The following is a 20,493-nucleotide window of genomic DNA, read 5'->3' on the forward strand; positions in this document are numbered from 1 at the left end:
TTCTGTTATCCGGATTAGATATCCTGGGACAGATAGATGCTTACCACACCACGGTAAATACCGGTTTCCAGTACACCTTTGGTGGTCTGAGCAAACATCAGGTTTTTAGCCAAAGAACCGTTGGTTAAAGCATCGGAAGCAAAAATTTTGGTTGCTTCAAAAGTGGTAGCGGCATCGGACTTGATTTCAGTACCACCCCAGGTCACAGTCAGCGGAACAGTTTTGCTGCCGTCCAGGTTATGAACCAGTTGCGCAGGGGAAACCAACTGCATTTTAATGTCTTTAGTAACATCGTTAGACCAAATTTTAGTCATCAACTGATAAGATTGCAGACCCTGACCCGGCAGATATTGCATTTCAACTGCTTTCGGCAGTGCGCTGTTATCGGTTTGCGTCATATCCAGAGCGGCATCAACGTTAGCTGTTACAGTAATATCTTTTTGTACTGCTAACGCGGAGCCTGCTACAGAGAATAACGCTGCTACCAGAAGAGATTTTGCAAATGCCTTTTTCATTACTATTCCTTCGTTTATGACAATGATAATTAATGGATCGCCAGCTCAAACTCGCCATTATCCTTAGTGATCCAGTTATTATATTTGACAACGATCTTGTCGTAGCCAGATATGCTTTCAAGATTTATTTCCTGACCAGGGAAGATATTTTTATTTACGGTCTGCATCTTACAATTATCTTTGCTATTATTTTTGCAATAAGCGATCGTTAAAAGTTTTAAACGTTGATTCCCTGCATTAAATAATTTTTTGGCAGGATTTACTTCTAACTTAGCAATAGGTTGTTGGGGTGGAACACTAACAACAATCCCCCAAATCAAGTTAACGGTTAACTGCATAGAGAGATCTTTTTTATCTGTGGCAACGTCATCAATACTGGGAACTGCTTCAAATTTAACGCGGTAATTTTTCTCTTTTTGCTCTGGTTCCATTGCGACAAAGCGCACGGTTTTGCTGCTACCGGCTGGTAAGGCGAATTTGGGTGGCATAACGACCAGATGATTTGCATCACCGGATTTAATCTCAACTTCATTTTCCTGAGGCGTCGATGGATTATCGATACGGAATACTGTCGCCTTGATATACTGAACTTCATTACTTTTAGATATTACACGAACGTTGCCTTCACCCTGACTATTAATAGAAACAGCCATAGGATAAACAGTCATATTTGACTGTGCAAAAAAAGGAGCGAACACGAATAAAAGCGGCGTAAGCCGTGATAAGAGTTTAATTTTCGCCACCATATAGAATTAATCTTATAAAATTGTTTCAAAAAAGTTAGTGCATTAGAAATGTAGATTTATTGTAAGTCAATATAAAAAAGCATTTTTAGTTAATATTAATTTAAAAAGCGAAAAATTAAGTTACTGAAACATAGTAATTTTCACAATATCGACGCTTAATTTTTAGGAATTTATAAATATTCACAATGTTAATTAAATACATTATTTCAATCACCATATTTATATATGAACAATGGCATACCCATAAATAAAGTGGTATGATAACTTTGTCCGCATTCCATTCCGGGAGACGCATATGGAAATCTCTGAACCACGCCGTTTGTACCAACAACTTGCTGCTGACCTGAAAGAGCGCATTGAGCAGGGCGTCTATCTGGTGGGTGATAAACTGCCCGCCGAACGTTTTATTGCCGATGAAAAAAACGTCAGCCGAACGGTAGTTCGTGAAGCCATCATCATGCTGGAAGTTGAAGGCTATGTGGAGGTGCGTAAAGGTTCAGGTATTCACGTGGTTTCCAACCAGCCGCGCCATCAGCAGGCGGCTGACGATAATATGGAATTTGCCAATTACGGCCCGTTTGAACTGCTACAGGCTCGCCAGCTTATCGAGAGCAATATTGCCGAGTTTGCCGCAACCCAGGTGACCAAACAGGACATCATGAAATTGATGGCCATCCAGGAGCAGGCTCGCGGCGAACAATGCTTCCGCGATTCCGAGTGGGATTTGCAGTTCCATATTCAGGTTGCCCTGGCGACGCAGAACTCAGCCCTGGCAGCCATCGTTGAGAAGATGTGGACCCAGCGTAGCCATAACCCATACTGGAAAAAACTCCACGAACACATTGATTCCCGTACCGTCGATAACTGGTGTGATGACCACGATCAGATCCTTAAGGCGTTAATTCGCAAAGATCCCCATGCCGCTAAGCTGGCAATGTGGCAGCATCTGGAAAACACCAAGATAATGTTATTTAACGAAACCAGCGACGATTTCGAGTTCAACGCCGACCGTTACCTGTTCGCAGAAAACCCGGTTGTGCATCTGGATACGGCCGCCAGCGGCAGCAAATGAAATTCCCATCGGGCAGGCGCTACAACGCGCCTGTACGCTTTGTCAGTAAGCAAAAAGTATAAAGTGTCAGCCTGTGTAAATCCTCTCGCCACCCTCCCCTGCAATCAGCAAAATCAGACTCCACGGACATGTAATTTTGATAACGAACAACGTTGACCTTTGTTACAATTAGATTCAATTTGAATTTATGCTATTAAATGTTTTCTTATCTCACGTTTTAACAGGGAATAGTTCAGGCCGTGTTGGTGCTCCGACCCGCAATCCATACAAAAACAGCAATAATCTGGCGGGAGTGCATCATTTAAAACCGGCGTGGCGTTAACCGATTCACCAGGAATAATGAATGGAACTTTTGACCCAATTACTGCAGGCCCTGTGGGCGCAGGATTTTGAAACGCTGGCCAATCCGTCGATGATTGGCATGTTGTATTTTGTCTTGTTTGTAATTTTGTTCCTTGAAAACGGCTTGCTTCCGGCAGCCTTTTTACCGGGCGACAGCTTACTGGTGTTGGTCGGCGTATTGATTGCTAAAGGCGCGATGGGTTATCCACAAACGATTTTGCTATTGACCGTAGCCGCCAGCCTTGGCTGCTGGGTCAGTTACATACAGGGGCGATGGCTGGGCAATACCCGCACTGTACAAAACTGGCTTTCCCATTTACCCGCGCACTATCACCAACGCGCACACCATCTTTTTCACAAACACGGTTTATCGGCGCTATTAATTGGTCGCTTTATTGCGTTTGTCAGAACACTGCTGCCGACCATTGCCGGGTTATCAGGGCTGAATAACGCACGCTTTCAGTTCTTCAACTGGATGAGCGGTTTGTTGTGGGTGTTGATCCTGACAACCCTGGGTTACATGCTCGGCAAAACGCCGGTATTTTTGAAGTACGAGGATCAGCTAATGTCATGCCTGATGCTGCTCCCGGTGGTACTGCTGGTATTTGGCCTGGCAGGTTCTCTGGTCGTGTTATGGAAAAAGAAATATGGAAATCGGGGGTAAAGGATGCAAATACCTCGCATGTCGCTTCGCCAGCTAGTCTGGTTCGGCGCTGCTTTATTGCTGGTCGGCACGCTGTTGCTGGCCTGGTCTGCGGTTCGTCAGCAAGATTCAACGCTGGCGATCCGTGCCGTTCATCAAGGCATGACGATGCCAGACGGTTTTTCCATCTGGCATCACCTTGACGCTCACGGCATTCCTTTCAAAAGCATTACCCCCAAGAACGACACTCTGTTAATTACGTTTGACTCCAGCGACCAGAGTGCCGCCGCAAAAGCAGTCCTCGACAGAACATTGCCCCATGGCTACATCATTGCGCAGCAGGACGATAACAGTCAGGCCATGCAGTGGCTGACCCGGCTGCGGGATAATTCTCATCGCTTCGGATAACTTCCTGTTATCCGAAACATATCACTCACTTTGGTGATTTCACCGTTACTGTCTATGATTAATGAGGCGGTGGTTAACACTACCGCTTCGTTGTCTGGACAATCGTTCCTTTGTAATAGGTTCGAGTCACAATGGAAGGTTCAAGAATGAAATACCGCATTGCTTTAGCTGTTTCTCTTTTTGCTCTTAGTGCCGGTAGTTATGCCACTACCCTGTGTCAGGAAAAGGAGCAAAATATCCTTAAGGAGATCAGCTATGCCGAAAAACACCAAAACCAGAATCGTATTGACGGTCTGAATAAAGCCCTGAGTGAAGTCCGGGCCAACTGTTCAGATAGCCAGCTTCGCGCCGATCATCAGAAAAAAATCGCTAAGCAGAAAGATGAGGTGGCGGAACGCAAGCAAGATTTAGCCGAGGCGAAGCAAAAAGGCGATGCGGACAAGATTGCCAAACGCGAACGGAAACTGGCAGAAGCGCAGGAAGAGCTGAAAAAGCTGGAAGCGCGCGACTACTAATTCACAATAGTCATTACTTACTCACCTGGAGAAAACTATGTCGAAAGAACACACTACGGAACATTTGCGTGCAGAGTTGAAATCCCTGTCTGATACGCTGGAAGAAGTACTAAGCGCCTCAGGAGATAAGTCGAAAGAAGAGTTGAGTAAGATTCGTAGTAAAGCAGAGCAGGCGCTAAAACAGAGCCGCTATCGCCTGGGTGAAACTGGCGAGGCAATTGCCAAACAGACTCGTGAAGCGGCGGCGCGTGCCGATGAGTACGTGCGTGAAAATCCGTGGACGGGGGTGGGCATTGGCGCTGCAATCGGTGTAGTGCTCGGCGTTCTGCTGTCGCGTCGTTAATTATGGCGGACACTCATCACGCGCAAGGGCCCGGTAAAAGCGTTCTGGGCATCGGGCAGCGAATAGTCACCATCATGGTCGAAATGGTGGAGACACGTCTGCGGCTGGCGGTGGTGGAGCTGGAAGAGGAAAAAGCCAATCTCTTTCAACTGTTACTGATGCTGGGCCTGACGATGCTTTTCGCTGCATTTGGTCTTATGAGCCTGATGGTGCTGATTATCTGGGCGGTTGATCCGCAATATCGCCTGAATGCGATGATTGCCACCACCGTGGTGTTGCTGCTACTGGCACTGATTGGCGGTATCTGGACGTTACGCAAGTCACGGAAATCGACACTGTTGCGCCACACGCGCCATGAACTGGCGAACGATCGGCAACTGCTCGAGGAGGAGTCCCGTGAGCGGTAAAGTCGAACGTGAACGCCGCAAGGCACAACTACTTAGCCAGATCCAGCAACAACGGCTGGATCTTTCCGCCAGTCGTCGAGACTGGCTGGAAGCAACAGGCGCTTACGATCGTCGCTGGAATATACTGTTGAGTCTGCGCTCCTGGGCGCTGGTTGGCAGTAGCGTGATGGCTATCTGGACAATTCGCCATCCGAATATGCTGGTTCGCTGGGCCAGGCGCGGTTTTGGCGTATGGAGTGCCTGGCGTCTGGTTAAAACCACCCTCAAACAGCAACAGCTGCGCGGTTAACGTCTTTCTGGCCGGAGCCATTCCGGCCTTATCCCTCAAAATTTTTGAAAAAATTTGACAGTTTTCCTTGCTAACAATCACCATTCACTACGTTTATGCTTCTCTCCATCGACAGCAACGACGCTAATACCGCGTCAATGCACAAAAAAACAATCAGCAGCCTGAGCGGCGCAGTGGAGAATAAGATGAAAAAATTAGAAGATATTGGTGTACTGGTAGCGCGTATTTTAATGCCGATTCTGTTTATTACGGCAGGCTGGGGAAAAATTACAGGCTACGCGGGTACGCAACAATATATGGAAGCAATGGGCGTCCCCGGCTTTATGCTGCCGCTGGTGATTTTGCTTGAGTTTGGCGGTGGTCTGGCAATTCTGTTTGGTTTCCTGACTCGCACCACGGCGCTGTTTACCGCTGGCTTTACACTGCTGACTGCGTTTTTATTTCACAGCAATTTTGCAGAGGGCATGAACTCGCTGATGTTTATGAAAAACCTGACCATTTCTGGCGGATTCCTGCTGCTGGCAATTACGGGGCCGGGCGCATTCAGCATCGACCGCCTGCTGAATAAAAAGTGGTAAGCAGAGACTATACTTAACGATATTTGTTGGTCGGATAAGATGCGTAAGCATCGCATCCGACAATCAAAAATGTGCACTTTGCCAGCAATCTGAAACGAGGAGAAACACTCCTCGTTTTTGCTATTGGAGGAGAGAAAAATGGGTCAACTGATTGACGGCGTCTGGCATGACACCTGGTACGACACCAAATCCACCGGCGGTAAATTTCAACGTTCAGCTTCCGCATTTCGTAACTGGCTCACCGCTGACGGCGCACCAGGACCTACCGGCAAAGGCGGTTTTACCGCAGAAAAAGATCGCTACCATCTCTATGTTTCACTCGCCTGCCCGTGGGCGCACCGCACGCTGATTATGCGTAAACTCAAAGGTCTGGAACCGTTTATCTCCGTTTCCGTGGTGAATCCGCTGATGCTGGAAAATGGCTGGACCTTTGATGACAGTTTTCCGGGAGCAACCGGTGATACGCTCTATCAACATGAGTTTCTGTATCAGCTTTATCTCCACGCCGATCCACACTATAGCGGACGTGTCACTGTTCCCGTGCTATGGGACAAAAAGAACCACACCATTGTCAGCAACGAATCGGCGGAAATCATCCGCATGTTCAATACCGCGTTTGATGCACTCGGCGCGAAAGCGGGAGATTATTATCCTCCTGCGCTGCAAACTAAAATTGACGAACTTAACGGCTGGATTTACGACACCGTCAACAATGGCGTGTATAAAGCCGGTTTTGCTACCAGCCAGGAAGCCTACGACGAGGCGGTGGTGAAAGTGTTTGAATCGCTGGCGCGACTGGAGCAGATCTTAGGTCAGCATCGCTATCTGACCGGTAACCAGTTAACCGAAGCCGATATTCGCCTGTGGACCACGCTGGTGCGTTTTGATCCGGTGTATGTCACCCACTTCAAATGTGATAAGCACCGCATCAGCGATTACCTGAATCTGTACGGCTTCCTGCGCGATATCTACCAGATGCCGGGGATTGCCGAAACAGTCAATTTCGATCATATCCGTAATCATTACTTCCGCAGCCATAAGACCATCAACCCTACGGGAATTATTTCAATTGGTCCGTGGCAGGATCTCGATGAACCGCATGGACGAGATGTTCGCTTCGGCTAGACAAAGGCACCCTTCGTGGTGCCTCTGATTGTTGGCTAAGTGCGTGTTGTTCATGTCGGATGCGGCTTGAACGGCTTATTTGACCTAAAAATATTGTACATTCAATATATTGCAGAGAACTCACAGGCCAGATAAGCGTAGCGCATCTGGCGATTTTGCGCTTGCCATCAGTCTGAAGTTCCGTTCATTGCACCTCATTAATTCACCGTGGTGATATTTACTGCCATTTCATTCATGTCTATTCTTAATTTGCTGCTTTAAAAACAAGTGATTGAGCAAAATTGAGGCAAAAATGGACTGGTATCTGAAAGTACTAAAAAATTATGTCGGATTTCGGGGTCGTGCGCGGCGCAAAGAGTACTGGATGTTTATTCTGGTCAACATCATCTTTACGTTCGTGCTGGGACTACTGGATAAAATGTTAGGCTGGCAACGCGCCGGTGGCGAAGGCATCCTGACGACAATCTATGGCATTCTGGTGTTTTTACCGTGGTGGGCAGTTCAGTTCCGCCGCCTGCACGACACCGACCGCTCGGCGTGGTGGGTACTGCTGTTCTTAATCCCGTTTATCGGCTGGCTGATTATCATCGTCTTTAACTGCCAGGCGGGTACACCGGGTGAAAACCGCTTTGGGCCAGACCCGAAACTGGAACAGGAATAATAATTAAGCACCTTGTGAAAGGTGCTTAATCGTTTATTTTCCGGCGAACAACTTTGGAATTTCCCGCAAACACCAGGATTTCGCTTCCCCCATACTGTCACGACGCCAGGCCATAATGATATCGATCTCGCTGGTCGATTCCGGGCTAACGACACGTAGCCGTCCTTCAGCAATATCTTTTTCCACCATCGGATACGGCATAGTTGCGACACCCAGCCCCGCCAGTAACGCCTGGCGTTTATCTTCAATGGTGCTGACCGTTAAGCGCGGCTGTTTGTCCAGCAACTGCACCGTCAATACCGGACGCTCACGAGCGGTATCCGCAACCGCAATTCCGCGATATTTCACGCGCGTCACCTCAGAAAGCGGTTCCGGCTCCTGGTGAATCGGGTGATCCGGCGCGGCAACGTAGACGTTCATTAAGGTATAGAGCTTGCGCGAGTTGATCTCCGACGAGGAACGAAAATGCATATCCGGCGCGATAACTATATCCGCTCGCCCCTGCTCCAGCCGCTCCCACGCGCCCGCCAGCACTTCGGTGATAATTGCCAGTTGGGTATTGGCCTTCACCGCCAGTTTGTCGATCAAAGGGAAAAAGGCAGCCGTCGGCACCAGCGCCTCGGTCACAATGGTGAGATGCGTTTCCCAACCGCGCGCTAGGGCTTCCGCATCAGTAGTCAGTTTATCTGCCGCTTCCAGCAGAACGCGTCCTCGCTCCAGCAACATACGCCCGACATTGGTGAATTTGGTGCGATGGCCAGAGCGGTCAAACAGTACCACATCCAGCTCTTCTTCCAGTTTTTGCATGGTGTAGCTAAGCGCAGAAGGCACGCGTCCCAGCTCATCTGCTGCTGCCGCAAAACTGCCACGGCGATCGATCGCGTCCATAACACGCAGTGCTTCCAGCGTTAATGCCCTTTCTTTGGCCATGTCGTTCTCATTCAGGAAATTTGAACATACCGGGCAGAATATCTGGCTAACAATGTAGCGTCTAGCCCCTTACCATAAAAGGAAGTAAAGAGAGGTCAATAATTATGATTACTACCCGAACTGCCAGGCAGTGTGGACAAGCAGACTACGGATGGTTACAGGCCCGGTATACTTTTTCCTTTGGACACTACTTCGACCCTAAATTGTTAGGCTACGCCTCCCTGCGCGTGCTCAATCAGGAAGTGCTGGCTCCAGGAGCCGCCTTTCAGCCACGAACCTATCCAAAAGTCGATATTTTGAATGTGATTCTGGATGGAGAAGCAGAATACCGCGACAGTGAAGGCAATCATGTTCAGGCCAGCGCCGGTGAAGCCTTATTGCTTTCTACTCAGCCGGGCGTGAGTTATAGCGAACATAACATTAGCAAAGACAAACCGTTAACGCGAATGCAGCTTTGGCTGGATGCCTGCCCGCAGCGAGAGAGTCCGCTGATTCAAAAACTGGCGCTTAATATGGGCAAGCAGCAATTAATCGCCTCGCCCGATGGCACAGAGGGTAGCCTGCAACTGCGCCAGCAAGTGTGGTTGCATCATATTGTGCTCGCTAAGGGCGAAAGTGCGAACTTTCAACTTCACGGCCCGCGCGCCTATTTACAATCGATTCACGGCCAATTTCATGCAATTACGCATCATGAAGAGAAAGCGGCACTGACCTGCGGTGATGGTGCATTTATTCGTGACGAGGCTAACATTACGCTGGTTGCTGATTCCCCGCTGCGCGCTTTACTGATAGATTTACCTGTCTAGTTGTTTTTACAGGGAGAAGATGATGAGTAAAAAATCGGCGAAGAAACGCCAGTCAGTGAAGCCCGTTGTGGCGAAAGAAACCACTCGCGCAACTAAAAACTTTGGCTATGAAGAGATGTTGAGCGAGCTGGAAGCGATAGTAGCCGACGCCGAAACGCGGTTAGCCGAGGATGAAGCCGCCGCATAAAGACAGGTTGCCGGATGCGGCGTAAACGCCTTATCCGGCCTACAAAACCCAACAACATCAACAAATTGCGCATCCCGTAGGCCGGATAAGATGCGCCAGCATCGCATCCGGCTTCAGGCACGATACCCAAGGCCAGCCGCTTATCTGGCCTTACTCGCCATAATCTCGATAATCTGCCGATCTGTTTGCTGCATCGAATGGCTTGCCAGCGCACACAGATTGGCAATCGACTGCTCAACATCATGCGCCACAATCCCTTCATTGCCGGTCACGGCGGTATCATCCAGCGCCATTAACACCGCTTTCCACGCTGCCGAAGCACTGGTCGAAACCTTCATCGCACAACTGTTCGACGCACCATCGCAAATCATGCCGCTGACATCGCCGATCATACTGCTGATAGCCATAGAGATCGTTTCATAACGCCCATCCACCAGCCACGCCATCCCAGCGGCAGCCCCCATTGCTGCCGTCGTCGCCGCGCACAGCGCGGATAAACGCGGCAACTGGTTATGGATGTAAATCGCGCTCAAATGCGAAAGCATCAGCGCGCGTGCCAGCCGTTCATCATCCACCCCGAAGTGTTCCGCGACCACCACTACGGGCATTGTCGCGGTGATCCCCTGGTTACCAGAACCGGAGTTACTCATCGCCGGAAGCGTTGCGCCGCCCATACGCGCATCAGATGCCGCGCTGGTACGAATCACAATCGACGAGGAAAGATCCTTCGCCAACAAACCGCGCGCACACTGTTTTTCCAGCGTTGCGCCAATATGCAGCCCCCAGTTGCCACTCAAACCTTCCTGCGATAATGCACAGTTTAACTTCGCAGAATCGAGAATAAAGCGGATCGCCTCAAACGGGACTTCATTGACGAACTTCAGGATCTCGGCGAGCGTCGTTCTGGAGAGCACCGCCAGCGGCGACTCTTGCTCCCCCTCTGTCACACATGCCTGCTGGGCAAATACCACGCCATTGTGCGTCTCAATATGCACAATGTTGGTATGTCCACCGACGATGGTGACACACGCCCACTTCTCGCCGTTCCAGACTTTGGCGCGTGAGAAGAGGATCTCGTCGCAAGGTTCCTGGATCTTAACCGAGACTTTCCCCGCCGCCAGCAATGCTTTGGCATCAGCAATCGCCTGCGCAGTTGCGTCTTTCAGCACTTCCAGCCCGGCTTTGGCATTTCCACCTAACGCTCCCAGCGCCGCCGCAATCGGCAGTCCCACCATTCCCGTGCCGGGAACAGTAACGCCCAGACCGTTCTTCATCAGATTTGGCGAAACCCAGGCTTCTACACGTTCAACCGGACCTTCCAGTTCTGCCGCAGCAACCGCCGCTGCCAGCGCCAGTGAAATAGGTTCAGTACATCCCAGCGCCGGTTTTACTTCCTCCTGAACGGCGAGGATGTAACGCTGCCATAACGGATTTAAAGTCGAATCAAACATAATAAAAACCTTAAAATTTCAGGTAAATCAAGAAAATGCCAGGAACGGAGAAACGCAAAGCAACAAACCGGTGACGATAATCAGGTACAGAGACATCCCTTTGTATTTGTGCAATGCCGGTACTTTGTAAACCAGCCACGCCGGGATCAGGCACCCTACCATGCCGAATATCGGGCTACAGATAGAGGTGAAGCTCAACACCGGCGCGTTCAGTACGATGGCGCTCCAGGCCAGTAAAATGGCGAAAATCATGATGCCGCGCTGGACGAGATTTTCGTTAATCTTCTCGGCAGGTATTTTGCGGCGCAGGATGTTCATTACGATCCCTTGCGTTGCTTCACGGAAGCCTAAATAGACGCCAAAAAACGCGGTCATTACGGCAAAGATATTGAGAATGACACTAACCACTTTTACCCACGCTGCACCGTCACCGCTAATAAACTGTGCGGCAATCGCCAGCGCGGAAATATTCTGCTCGTAGGCTTTTACCGCTTCGTCATGTCCCATCGCCAGCGTGAACGACACGGCGTAGAAAAAGACGGTAACAAACAGAATGCCGAACGCGATGTTCATTGCCCGCAACGCTTTATGCCGCGCTACTTCAATCGATTTTTCCCGCGAGCGATAGGAAATCACCATCGGGCTTAATGTCTGGATAAACAGAATCGACGTCAGGGTAAACGGCAGCGTAATAATGGCGTTTTTCACCAGTAGCCCCAGCGGCGGCAGCGAACCCACGTTATACAGATGCCACATTCCCACCATCGACACGCCCAGCGCCGCGACCACCAGTAGCTTGGTCAGAACCATGCCAGTCGAAATCTTGAATAACAGTTTCTCGCCGCGTGAGGAGATGGCTACCAAAATGCAAATCAGTACCAGCCCATAAAACGGATTGTCTGATAGCACGCTTTCCGTCACGCCAAAAGTATGTAAATAGGAGGCGCTATCGTTGGTGATGGCGGTGGAATAGACGAACATCCAGATCACCAACATCACGAAATAGAGTGCACCTAACAGGATGCCCCAGTTTTTACCTAAATAACCGCTAATGACGCTGGGGTAATCTTTACACTCCGGTGATTCTGCCAGCGTATTAATAAACAACCGCTGAAACAGATACATTGCCGGGTAACCAATCACTGATGAGAGCAAAAATACCCACAATCCCATCAATCCGACCTGCACCGGGAGAAAAACAATCCCCGCGCCAATCGCCATCCCGATACTCATAATCACCCAGCCGGTGTCGGTACTGTCAAATTTGATTGCTTCACGCCATTCACTTTCACTCATTCCAGCACGACCCGCCGGGGTCGAAGCGTCTGCAATAACGCCTTTATTCGTTGCAATTTCCATAATTTCTCGCTCAATATTTTGTAGGGCTTTTTATTTTTTTCGAGCCGCATCAAGGCGATACGCGGTCTACGTTTTTTTGCAGGCGAGTTATTAGAATGAAGAAATGATACGCGTGAGGTTAGAGAAAATCTTCACAATCAAGACTTTGAAATAGCAGTTATGGATAATAATTTTCTATCAAATAAATAGAAAAGAAACAATTATTCTCTATTTGCGGCAGATCACAATAAAAAAGGGTGCACATTTTGTGCACCCAAAGATAAATGCGGATGAAATATCAGCCGCAGACCACTTTTATCGCCAGTCCTCCGCGTGAAGTTTCGCGGTATTTATCGTTCATATCTTTGCCGGTTTCATACATCGTCTCGATCACTTTATCGAGCGAAACACGCGGTGCAGAGGTACGCCGCATTGCCATCCGCGCGGCGTTTACCGCTTTCACAGCGTTGATAGCGTTACGTTCAATACACGGAATTTGCACTTGTCCGGCAACCGGATCGCAGGTCAGCCCAAGGTTATGCTCCATAGCGATTTCCGCCGCATTGCATACCTGCGCCGGGCTGCCGCCCAGCAGTTCGGTTAACCCTGCCGCCGCCATAGAACAGGCCACGCCAATTTCGCCCTGACACCCCACTTCCGCACCAGAGATGGAGGCATTCATTTTATACAGCGCGCCAATAGCGCCAGCCGCCAGTAGAAAACGGGCGATGGATCGCTCATTGAGCGGACGGCGGAATTTATCGTAATAGGCCAGCACTGCCGGAATAATACCGCAAGCGCCGTTAGTTGGTGCTGTCACTACACGTCCGCCAGCGGCGTTTTCTTCGCTGACCGCCAGAGCAAACATATTGATCCAGTCGATGACGTTCATTGGATCGTTAGAGATATTGTCACTAGAGACCAGCAAACGGCGCAGCGCCACCGCCCGGCGTGGGACATTGAGCGGGCCAGGCAATACGCCTTCGGTATTCATGCCGCGTTCAATACCGTCGTGCATCACCTGCCAGATACGAGCAAACCCTGCATCAATTTCCGCTTTGCTGCGCAGCGCCAGCTCGTTATGCATCATCAGGCCAGAAATAGACAGGCCGTTGTAATCACACATTTTCAGCAGTTCGCCTGCCGAGTGGAAGTCATAAGGTACGGGTGTTTCGACATCGTGCGACAGGCCGAAGTGTTCTTCTTCAACGATAAACCCGCCGCCGACAGAGTAATAGGTTTTGCTTAATAGCTCTTCCTGCCCGTTCCAGGCAGTAATCCGCATCCCGTTCTCATGACGAGACAACATTTCGGGATGGAAGATAATGTTCTTTGCTACAGGAAAATCAACAATATGCGCACCAGAAGCCACCGGCAGTCGCCCACTGCGCGTCACAAGTTCAATAAATGCAGGGATCTCATCAATAACAACATCCTGCGGGCTGTTTCCTGCCAGTCCCATAATGATGGCGATATCCGTGGCATGGCCTTTGCCCGTCAGTGACAACGACCCGTAAAGATCGACCACAATATGACTTGTTGCAGTTAATAAGCCACTACTCACCAGTCGGTCGATAAAACTTTTTCCAGCATTCATTGGCCCCACGGTATGCGAACTGGAGGGGCCAATACCAATTTTGAAAATATCGAATGCACTAATCATAACCACACTCTCGGATTGCCATTCTGTGAAGAGGGCGGGACGACTCTGCAATCGCCCCGCTCCGGGCTTTACACGCTACGTACTGCGATAGCTTCAATTTCCAGCTTCACATCTTTCGGCAAACGCGCGACCTGCACGCAGCTACGGGTCGGGTAAGTCGCCTGATGCTCATCGAAGAACTGCTTATAGACTTCATTGATGGTGGCAAAGTCGTTCAGATCGGTGATGAATACCGTCATCTTGATGATATCGCCCACGGTGAGGCCAGCAGCAACCACGATCGCTTTGACGTTTTCAAGGCTTAAACGCGCCTGATCTTTCACATCAGCCGGGATCTCGCCAGTCTGCGGGCAAACCGGAATTTGTCCGGAAGTGAAGACCATGCTGCCTAAATCAACGCCCTGAACATAAGGGCCGATTGCGCCAGGGGCACGTTGCGTTTCGATAATCTTTTTCATACATCCTCCGGCGTCAGAGCGCCTGGGTAAAGGTACGTGAAATCACATCCTGTTGCTGTTCGCGAGTCAGCGCGTTAAAGCGCACAGCGTAGCCAGAGACACGGATTGTCAGGTTCGGGTATTTTTCCGGGTGCTCAATGGCATCCAACAACATTTCCCGATTCATAACGTTAACGTTGAGATGTTGACCGCCTTCGATGTCCGCTTCGTGATGGAAATATCCATCCAGCAGACCAACAAGGTTGGTTTTGCGTACCGGATCTTCTTTACCCAGCGCCGCCGGGACGATCGAGAAGGTGTACGAAATACCGTCTTTGGCGTAAGTGAACGGCAGTTTCGCCACGGAAGTCAGCGAGGCTACCGCGCCTTTGCGGTCACGACCGTGCATCGGGTTAGCGCCCGGCGCAAACGGCGTACCCGCGCGGCGACCGTCCGGTGTGTTACCGGTTTTCTGTCCGTACACCACGTTAGAAGTGATAGTCAGGATCGACTGGGTCGGCACGGCGTTACGATAGGTTGGCAGTGCTTTAATTTTCTTCATAAAGCGTTCAACCAGGTCACAAGCAATACTGTCTACACGCTCGTCGTTGTTGCCGTACTGTGGATATTCGCCGTCGATTTCAAAGTCCACCGCCAGACCGTTTTCGTCACGGATGGGTTTCACACGGGCATATTTAATAGCGGAAAGTGAATCCGTCGCCACCGACAGACCCGCGATGCCGCAAGCCATGGTGCGATAGACATCACGATCGTGCAGCGCCATCAGCGAGGCTTCATAGCTGTACTTGTCGTGCATGTAGTGGATGATGTTCAGCGCGCTGATGTACTGCACCGCCAGCCAGTCCATGAAATGGTCGAGGCTGTCCATGACTTTGTTGTAATCCAGCACGTCGTCCATCAATGGTGCCGTTTTCGGGCCGACCTGAATCTTCAGCTTCTCGTCCATCCCGCCGTTGATTGCGTACAGCAGTGTTTTCGCCAGGTTAGCGCGTGCACCGAAGAACTGCATCTGCTTACCAATCACCATTGGGCTGACGCAGCAGGCAATCGCGTAATCGTCGCTGTTGAAGTCAGTACGCATCAGATCGTCGTTTTCATACTGCAAAGAAGAGGTGACGATAGATACTTGCGCCGCATATTTTTTGAAGGCAATCGGCAATGCTTCCGACCACAGAATAGTCAGGTTTGGTTCCGGCGCTGGTCCCATGGTGTGTAGGGTATGCAGATAGCGGAAGGAGTTTTTAGTCACCAGAGTGCGGCCATCCAGCCCCATCCCGCCGATCACTTCCGTCGCCCAGATGGGATCGCCGGAGAACAACGAATCAAATTCCGGTGTACGCAGGAAGCGCACCATGCGGATCTTCATGATGAAGTGGTCGATCAGTTCCTGCGCCTGCTGCTCATTAAGCACGCCGGCTTTAAAGTCGCGCTCGATGTAGATATCGAGGAACGATGCGGTACGACCCAGAGACATTGCGCCGCCGTTTTGCGATTTCACCGCCGCCAGGTAAGCGAAGTAGAGCCACTGCACCGCTTCCTGCGCATTCTGCGCCGGACGGGAGATGTCGAAGCCGTATTTCGCCGCCATTTCCTGAATCTGCAACAGCGCATGACGATGTTCTGCCAGCTCTTCACGCAGACGGATGGTGGCTTCAAGATCCTCTCCTTTTTCCAGACGAGACTGGAGATCGGCAAATTGCAGTTCGCGTTCACGTACCAGATAACTGATGCCGTACAGCGCCACGCGGCGATAGTCTCCGATGATACGACCACGACCATAACCGTCCGGCAAACCGGTCAGTACGCCAGATTTACGGCAGCGCAGCATATCCGGTGAGTAAACATCAAATACGCCCTGATTATGGGTTTTACGCAGATCGGTAAAGATGTACTCAAATTCGCTGTCCATTTCACGGCCATATGCGTGGAATGAACTTTTAATCATATTAATGCCGCCAAACGGATGCAGCGCGCGCTTTAACGGCGCATCGGTTTGCAGACCAACAATTTTTTCCAGCGGCTGATTAATATAACCAGCATCATGGGCGGTAATGGTAGTGGCAATATTAGTATCGAAATCAACCGGCGCGTGGGTCGCATTTTCGATACGAATGCCTTCCATTACTTTTTCCCACAATGCCGTGGTCGCTGGCGTTGCTTCAGCAAGGAAAGATTCATCACCTTCATAAGGCGTATAGTTGTGTTGAATAAAATCGCGGACATTAATTTCGTTTTTCCAGTCCGTACCTTTAAAGCCAAGCCATGCGTCGGCGTACAGCTTATCGCTGGTATCAATATCTACCTTCATGAAAAATAATCTCTCTACAAGACTTCAACTAAATTATGCAAATTCTGCGGGAGCGTTAACTTTGCCTAAATGAATTGCATCTAAGGCAATCATTTTTTCTTCATTAGTCGGAATAACGGCGCAAATTACGCGCGCATTTTCACTGGAAATAATACGTTCACCGTAGGAATTAGATTGATTATTCATTTCCACATCAATCTCAACGCCTAATACGGCTAAATGTTCCATGACCAGACGACGAATTAAACTTGAGTTTTCGCCTATTCCGCCGGTAAATATAATGCCATCCAGACGATGTAATGAGGCAGCGTGTCCGGCAATATGACGGGCAATTCGATGAACAAAAGTTTTAATTGCCAGTTGTGCGCGCTCGTGTCCTTCATGCCAGGCTTTTTCCAGTACGCGCAGGTCGGAAGAAAGACCGGAAATACCTAATAATCCCGACTCTTTATTCACTATGCGTTCCAGATCGCCCAGGCTCTGATTGGTTTGACTGGCAACCCAGGACATCGCGCCGAAGTCGACATCACCACTGCGCGTCCCCATCATCAAGCCTTCCAGCGGCGTCATTCCCATTGAAGTATCTACGCTCTGACCGTTACGAACCGCGCAGATTGACGCGCCATTGCCAAGATGCGCCACAACCAGCCCGGAGTCATCTTCCACAAGGTCCAGCAGCGAATGGGCGCGCTGGGAAACATAGCGGTGCGAGGTTCCGTGGAAACCATAACGGCGCACACCTAACTCTTCATAATATTTCCACGGCAGGCCGTATAAATAAGCCTCTGGAGCCATCGTCTGGTGGAAACTGGTATCAAATACCGCCACCTGAGTTACGCCAGGAAATAATTGCTGCGCCGATTCAATGCCACTTAAATTGGCGTAATTATGCAGCGGAGCCAGTGGAGAAACGCGGCGGATATTATCAATGACCTCATCGGTAATAATAGCGGACTCGGTAAAAATACTGCCGCCGTGGGCGATGCGGTGGCCAATTAAGGCCACACTGTCATTTAAATTCCGTTTTTCCAGTTCAAATGCGATTGCCTTCAATGCACCTTCGTAGCTGTGGTGAGCCAGCGGTGCTGGCTCTCCCCCATTTACGGATAAGAATGCATTTTCCGAGTTAATACCATCGGCAATACCTGACATTAATACTTCACAGTCACAGGTATCGAGCACGGAAAACTTAATCGAAGACGAACCACAGTTAATAACCAAAACAACCGGAAATTCATTCATCTCTTTTCTCATCCTGAGTTACGGATTAAAACAGTTTGTATACGATGTTCAGGATGGTCAGCAGACCAATCACGGTAACAAACACGTTATCCAGACGACCACGGTATTTCGCCAGAGACGGCGCTTTACGGATGGCATACATCGGCAACAGGCACAGCAGGGATGCGATAATCGGTGCACCCATGGCTTCAATCAGGTCGAGGATGTTCGGGTTGGCGTAGGCAACAACCCAGGTGGAGCCCATGATGAAGATCATGCTGAGAGTATTCAGTTTACCCAGCGACACTTTGGTTTTGTCGCCTTTATAACCGAACTTCAGAATCAGACCGTTCAGACCTTCCAGCGTCCCCAGATAGTGACCGAAGAAAGATTTGAAGATAGCAACCAGCGCGATGATGGACGCCGCATATTCCAGAATAATAGCGAACGTCGTTTTGGTGCCGGTCATGGATGCAAAGTGGTTAGCCAGGTAAGAAAGCACCGGAATATTCTGCGCTTTTGCTTCCGCCATGTTCGCCGGAGACAGCGTAAACAGGCAGCTGAAGGCAAAGAACATGACCACTGCAACCATCAGCATACTGGCGCGAGAGATGATTTGTGAACATTTCTGCTCAGTGAAGTCGCGACCAAAGTCTTTCTCATACTCTTCACGCTTAGAAACGACGAAAGAAGAGACGATTGGTGAGAAGTTAAAGGAGAAAACCATGATGGATATCCCCAGCCAGACGGTGATCAGGATACCGTCATGACCTGTTAACGACAGCGCACCAAGGTCAACTTGATCGATAACCGCAGAGTTCCAGTAAGGGATCAGCGACAGAGAAATCAGCACCAGGCTGGCGATAAAAGGCCATACCAGGTAGCTCATCACTTTAACCATCAGATCCTTACCAAACCAAATGACGAACGCCATCAGCAGCAGCAGGAACAGCGCCACGAAGCCACGGTTCAGCGGCGCAAAGCCGAGCTGGTTTTCCCAGAAGGTCATAAAGGTGTTGGTGATGGTAACGCCATAAATCCACAACAGTGGGCAAATCGCGAAGAAATACAGGAAAGTGATGACCACACCGCCGGTTTTACCAAAGTGCTCTTCTACCGTTTCCGTAATGTTGCCGGAAGGGTTAGAGCCAGAGAGACACAGACGCGCCAGCGCCCGGTGGCAATAAAACGCAATCGGGTATGCCAATACCAACATCAGAAGAATCGGGATCAGTCCGCCAAAACCTGCGCGGATAGGGAAGAACAGCACCCCGGCGCCGATTGCCGTACCAAACAAGCCTAACGTCCATGTGGTATCTGATTTACGCCAGGACGATTGTTTTGTCTGGCTGGATACAATGCTATCTGAAGTACTCATATCCTATCCTCAACGAATTAATTAAGCGTCAACGAAACCGGTGATTTGAGAGACGCGAGAAAGATCGATATTACCGCCAGAAATAATACTGACGGTTTTTCTGTTTTGAATATATTGGTCTAATTTACCGCTTAATAATGCAGCACATGCCAAAGCGCCTGCACCTTCGGTAACGACTTTATTACGCTGAATTAAGGCAATCATACTGTTTCTGATTTCGTCTTCACTAACCAGCACGATGTCATCGACTAATTCACGAACGATTTCGTAAGTTAAATTACCCGGGCGGGCGACATCACAACCATCCGCCAGGGTGCCGGTAGTTCGGTGCGTGGTTATTTCTCCGGAGTGGAAAGAAGCCGCCATGCCGTGAACGTTTTCTGACTGCACACCAATAACACGAATGGTCGGGTTAATAGATTTAATTGCCACCGCAATACCGGCAATTAAACCGCCACCGCCAATTGGCACAATGACGTTATCGACATCATAAAGATCTTCCATAATTTCCAGCCCAATGGTTCCCTGACCGGCAATCACTTTCGGATCATCATAAGGTGGAATAAAGATGCGACCTTCCGTTTCGACAATTTCGCTCACTTTGGCGATGGTGTCGTTGAAGTTATCGCCGTGCAGTACCACTTCAGCAGAGTAGTCACACGTTGCCGCAACTTTGGATTTTGGCGCGCCTTTCGGCATTACAACTTTACCATCAATCCCCAACATCGCACAGGAGAGCGAAACCCCTTGCGCGTGGTTCCCTGCTGAACAGGCCACGACACCTTTACGTCTCTCAGCATCAGTTAAGGAGCTTAATTTATTAAATGCGCCACGAATTTTAAATGACCCGGTACGCTGCATGTTTTCAAACTTAAGGAATATTTCACCTTTGCAACGTTCGCTAAAATAGTTAGATCGAGGCATGCCTGTTTTATAAATTCGCCCAGCCAGACGTTGTTTTGCTTCAATAATGTCATCAATAGCAACCGGCAGATCGTATGTAATATGCATTATAAAACCTCTTAGCCTGAATTAAATATGTAGGTAACCGTAACCAGCACCTGCAAAAAGGCAGGTGGATTATTTATGTTTAAATAAAAAAACAAATA

23 protein-coding genes are annotated in these 20,493 nt (G+C 49.5%); 12 read left to right on the plus strand and 11 right to left on the minus strand.

Annotated features, from left to right (window positions below):
- Positions 1-14: 14 nt before the first annotated feature.
- Together A7098_RS11560 and A7098_RS11565 are read right to left on the minus strand one after the other, a co-directional pair.
- Positions 15-515, minus strand: coding sequence for a CS1 type fimbrial major subunit (locus A7098_RS11560; protein WP_000708860.1), 501 nt, complete (start codon positions 513-515; stop codon positions 15-17).
- A 29-nt stretch (positions 516-544) separates the two neighbouring features.
- Positions 545-1,261: a fimbria/pilus periplasmic chaperone gene (locus A7098_RS11565; RefSeq protein ID WP_000225830.1), complete on the minus strand. Its 717-nt coding sequence runs from the start codon at positions 1,259-1,261 to the stop codon at positions 545-547.
- A 295-nt stretch (positions 1,262-1,556) separates the two neighbouring features.
- Here A7098_RS11565 and exuR point away from each other — a divergent pair, with 295 nt between their 5' ends.
- The 10 genes from exuR to A7098_RS11615 all read left to right on the plus strand — a co-directional run bounded on the left by exuR (position 1,557) and on the right by A7098_RS11615 (position 7,644).
- Positions 1,557-2,333, plus strand: a complete 777-nt coding sequence (gene exuR, locus A7098_RS11570) for a transcriptional regulator ExuR (protein WP_000406033.1) — start codon at positions 1,557-1,559, stop codon at positions 2,331-2,333.
- 343 nt (positions 2,334-2,676) lie between these two features.
- Entirely contained in the window at positions 2,677-3,339 is a 663-nt protein-coding gene (gene yqjA, locus A7098_RS11575) for a DedA family general envelope maintenance protein YqjA (protein WP_000422149.1), read from the plus strand.
- Positions 3,340-3,342: 3 nt separating this feature from the next.
- Complete coding sequence (gene mzrA / locus A7098_RS11580) at positions 3,343-3,726, plus strand: EnvZ/OmpR regulon moderator MzrA (RefSeq protein ID WP_001166774.1); 384 nt, start codon at positions 3,343-3,345, stop codon at positions 3,724-3,726.
- Positions 3,727-3,872: 146 nt separating this feature from the next.
- Positions 3,873-4,241, plus strand: coding sequence for a DUF1090 family protein YqjC (gene yqjC, locus A7098_RS11585; protein WP_010346332.1), 369 nt, complete (start codon positions 3,873-3,875; stop codon positions 4,239-4,241).
- Positions 4,242-4,278: 37 nt separating this feature from the next.
- Entirely contained in the window at positions 4,279-4,584 is a 306-nt protein-coding gene (locus A7098_RS11590) for a YqjD family protein (RefSeq protein ID WP_000031409.1), read from the plus strand.
- Between the two features lie 2 nt (positions 4,585-4,586).
- On the plus strand, positions 4,587-4,991 hold the full coding sequence (locus A7098_RS11595) for a phage holin family protein (RefSeq protein ID WP_000785727.1): 405 nt from the start codon (positions 4,587-4,589) through the stop codon (positions 4,989-4,991).
- Positions 4,981-5,280: a YqjK-like family protein gene (locus A7098_RS11600; RefSeq protein ID WP_000015589.1), complete on the plus strand. Its 300-nt coding sequence runs from the start codon at positions 4,981-4,983 to the stop codon at positions 5,278-5,280. Before A7098_RS11595 ends, A7098_RS11600 begins: the two co-directional genes overlap by 11 nt.
- A 185-nt stretch (positions 5,281-5,465) precedes the next feature.
- Positions 5,466-5,858 carry a DoxX family protein gene (locus tag A7098_RS11605; protein ID WP_000732221.1) on the plus strand — a complete coding sequence of 131 codons (393 nt, stop codon included), beginning with the start codon at positions 5,466-5,468 and terminating at the stop codon, positions 5,856-5,858.
- A 138-nt stretch (positions 5,859-5,996) separates the two neighbouring features.
- Positions 5,997-6,983: a glutathionyl-hydroquinone reductase YqjG gene (gene yqjG / locus A7098_RS11610; RefSeq protein ID WP_105280832.1), complete on the plus strand. Its 987-nt coding sequence runs from the start codon at positions 5,997-5,999 to the stop codon at positions 6,981-6,983.
- 292 nt (positions 6,984-7,275) lie between these two features.
- Positions 7,276-7,644 carry a DUF805 domain-containing protein gene (locus A7098_RS11615; RefSeq protein WP_000384146.1) on the plus strand — a complete coding sequence of 123 codons (369 nt, stop codon included), beginning with the start codon at positions 7,276-7,278 and terminating at the stop codon, positions 7,642-7,644.
- Positions 7,645-7,677: 33 nt separating this feature from the next.
- Here the strand turns inward: A7098_RS11615 and yhaJ are convergent, their stop codons facing one another.
- Entirely contained in the window at positions 7,678-8,574 is an 897-nt protein-coding gene (yhaJ, locus tag A7098_RS11620) for a DNA-binding transcriptional regulator YhaJ (RefSeq protein WP_001041002.1), read from the minus strand.
- 104 nt (positions 8,575-8,678) lie between these two features.
- Between yhaJ and A7098_RS11625 the strand changes: the two genes are divergently transcribed.
- Both A7098_RS11625 and yhaL read left to right on the plus strand, forming a co-directional pair.
- Positions 8,679-9,380, plus strand: a complete 702-nt coding sequence (locus tag A7098_RS11625) for a pirin family protein (RefSeq protein WP_105280833.1) — start codon at positions 8,679-8,681, stop codon at positions 9,378-9,380.
- A 22-nt stretch (positions 9,381-9,402) separates the two neighbouring features.
- Positions 9,403-9,567, plus strand: coding sequence for a protein YhaL (gene yhaL, locus A7098_RS11630; RefSeq protein ID WP_010346326.1), 165 nt, complete (start codon positions 9,403-9,405; stop codon positions 9,565-9,567).
- 140 nt (positions 9,568-9,707) lie between these two features.
- Here the strand turns inward: yhaL and cyuA are convergent, their stop codons facing one another.
- The 8 genes from cyuA to tdcB form a co-directional block, all read right to left on the minus strand.
- Positions 9,708-11,018 (minus strand): cysteine desulfidase, encoded by a 1,311-nt coding sequence (gene cyuA / locus A7098_RS11635; protein WP_000460496.1) that lies wholly within the window; start codon positions 11,016-11,018, stop codon positions 9,708-9,710.
- Between the two features lie 27 nt (positions 11,019-11,045).
- Positions 11,046-12,377, minus strand: a complete 1,332-nt coding sequence (locus tag A7098_RS11640) for an amino acid permease (protein ID WP_000401617.1) — start codon at positions 12,375-12,377, stop codon at positions 11,046-11,048.
- Between the two features lie 277 nt (positions 12,378-12,654).
- Positions 12,655-14,019: an L-serine ammonia-lyase gene (gene tdcG, locus A7098_RS11645; protein WP_000622149.1), complete on the minus strand. Its 1,365-nt coding sequence runs from the start codon at positions 14,017-14,019 to the stop codon at positions 12,655-12,657.
- Positions 14,020-14,087: 68 nt separating this feature from the next.
- Entirely contained in the window at positions 14,088-14,477 is a 390-nt protein-coding gene (locus A7098_RS11650) for an enamine/imine deaminase (protein ID WP_000719986.1), read from the minus strand.
- Positions 14,478-14,490: 13 nt separating this feature from the next.
- The gene (gene tdcE, locus A7098_RS11655; protein ID WP_105280834.1) at positions 14,491-16,785 is read right to left on the minus strand and encodes a 2-ketobutyrate formate-lyase/pyruvate formate-lyase; all 2,295 of its coding nucleotides are present in this window, start codon (positions 16,783-16,785) and stop codon (positions 14,491-14,493) included.
- A 33-nt stretch (positions 16,786-16,818) separates the two neighbouring features.
- The gene (gene tdcD, locus A7098_RS11660) at positions 16,819-18,027 is read right to left on the minus strand and encodes a propionate kinase (protein WP_010346322.1); all 1,209 of its coding nucleotides are present in this window, start codon (positions 18,025-18,027) and stop codon (positions 16,819-16,821) included.
- Between the two features lie 25 nt (positions 18,028-18,052).
- Positions 18,053-19,384, minus strand: coding sequence for a threonine/serine transporter TdcC (tdcC, locus tag A7098_RS11665; protein WP_000107715.1), 1,332 nt, complete (start codon positions 19,382-19,384; stop codon positions 18,053-18,055).
- 21 nt (positions 19,385-19,405) lie between these two features.
- The gene (tdcB, locus tag A7098_RS11670) at positions 19,406-20,395 is read right to left on the minus strand and encodes a bifunctional threonine ammonia-lyase/L-serine ammonia-lyase TdcB (RefSeq protein WP_032226359.1); all 990 of its coding nucleotides are present in this window, start codon (positions 20,393-20,395) and stop codon (positions 19,406-19,408) included.
- Positions 20,396-20,493 lie beyond the last annotated feature (98 nt).

The organism is Escherichia sp. MOD1-EC7011, from assembly GCF_002965005.1.
In the GTDB taxonomy this organism is placed as follows: domain Bacteria; phylum Pseudomonadota; class Gammaproteobacteria; order Enterobacterales; family Enterobacteriaceae; genus Escherichia; species Escherichia ruysiae.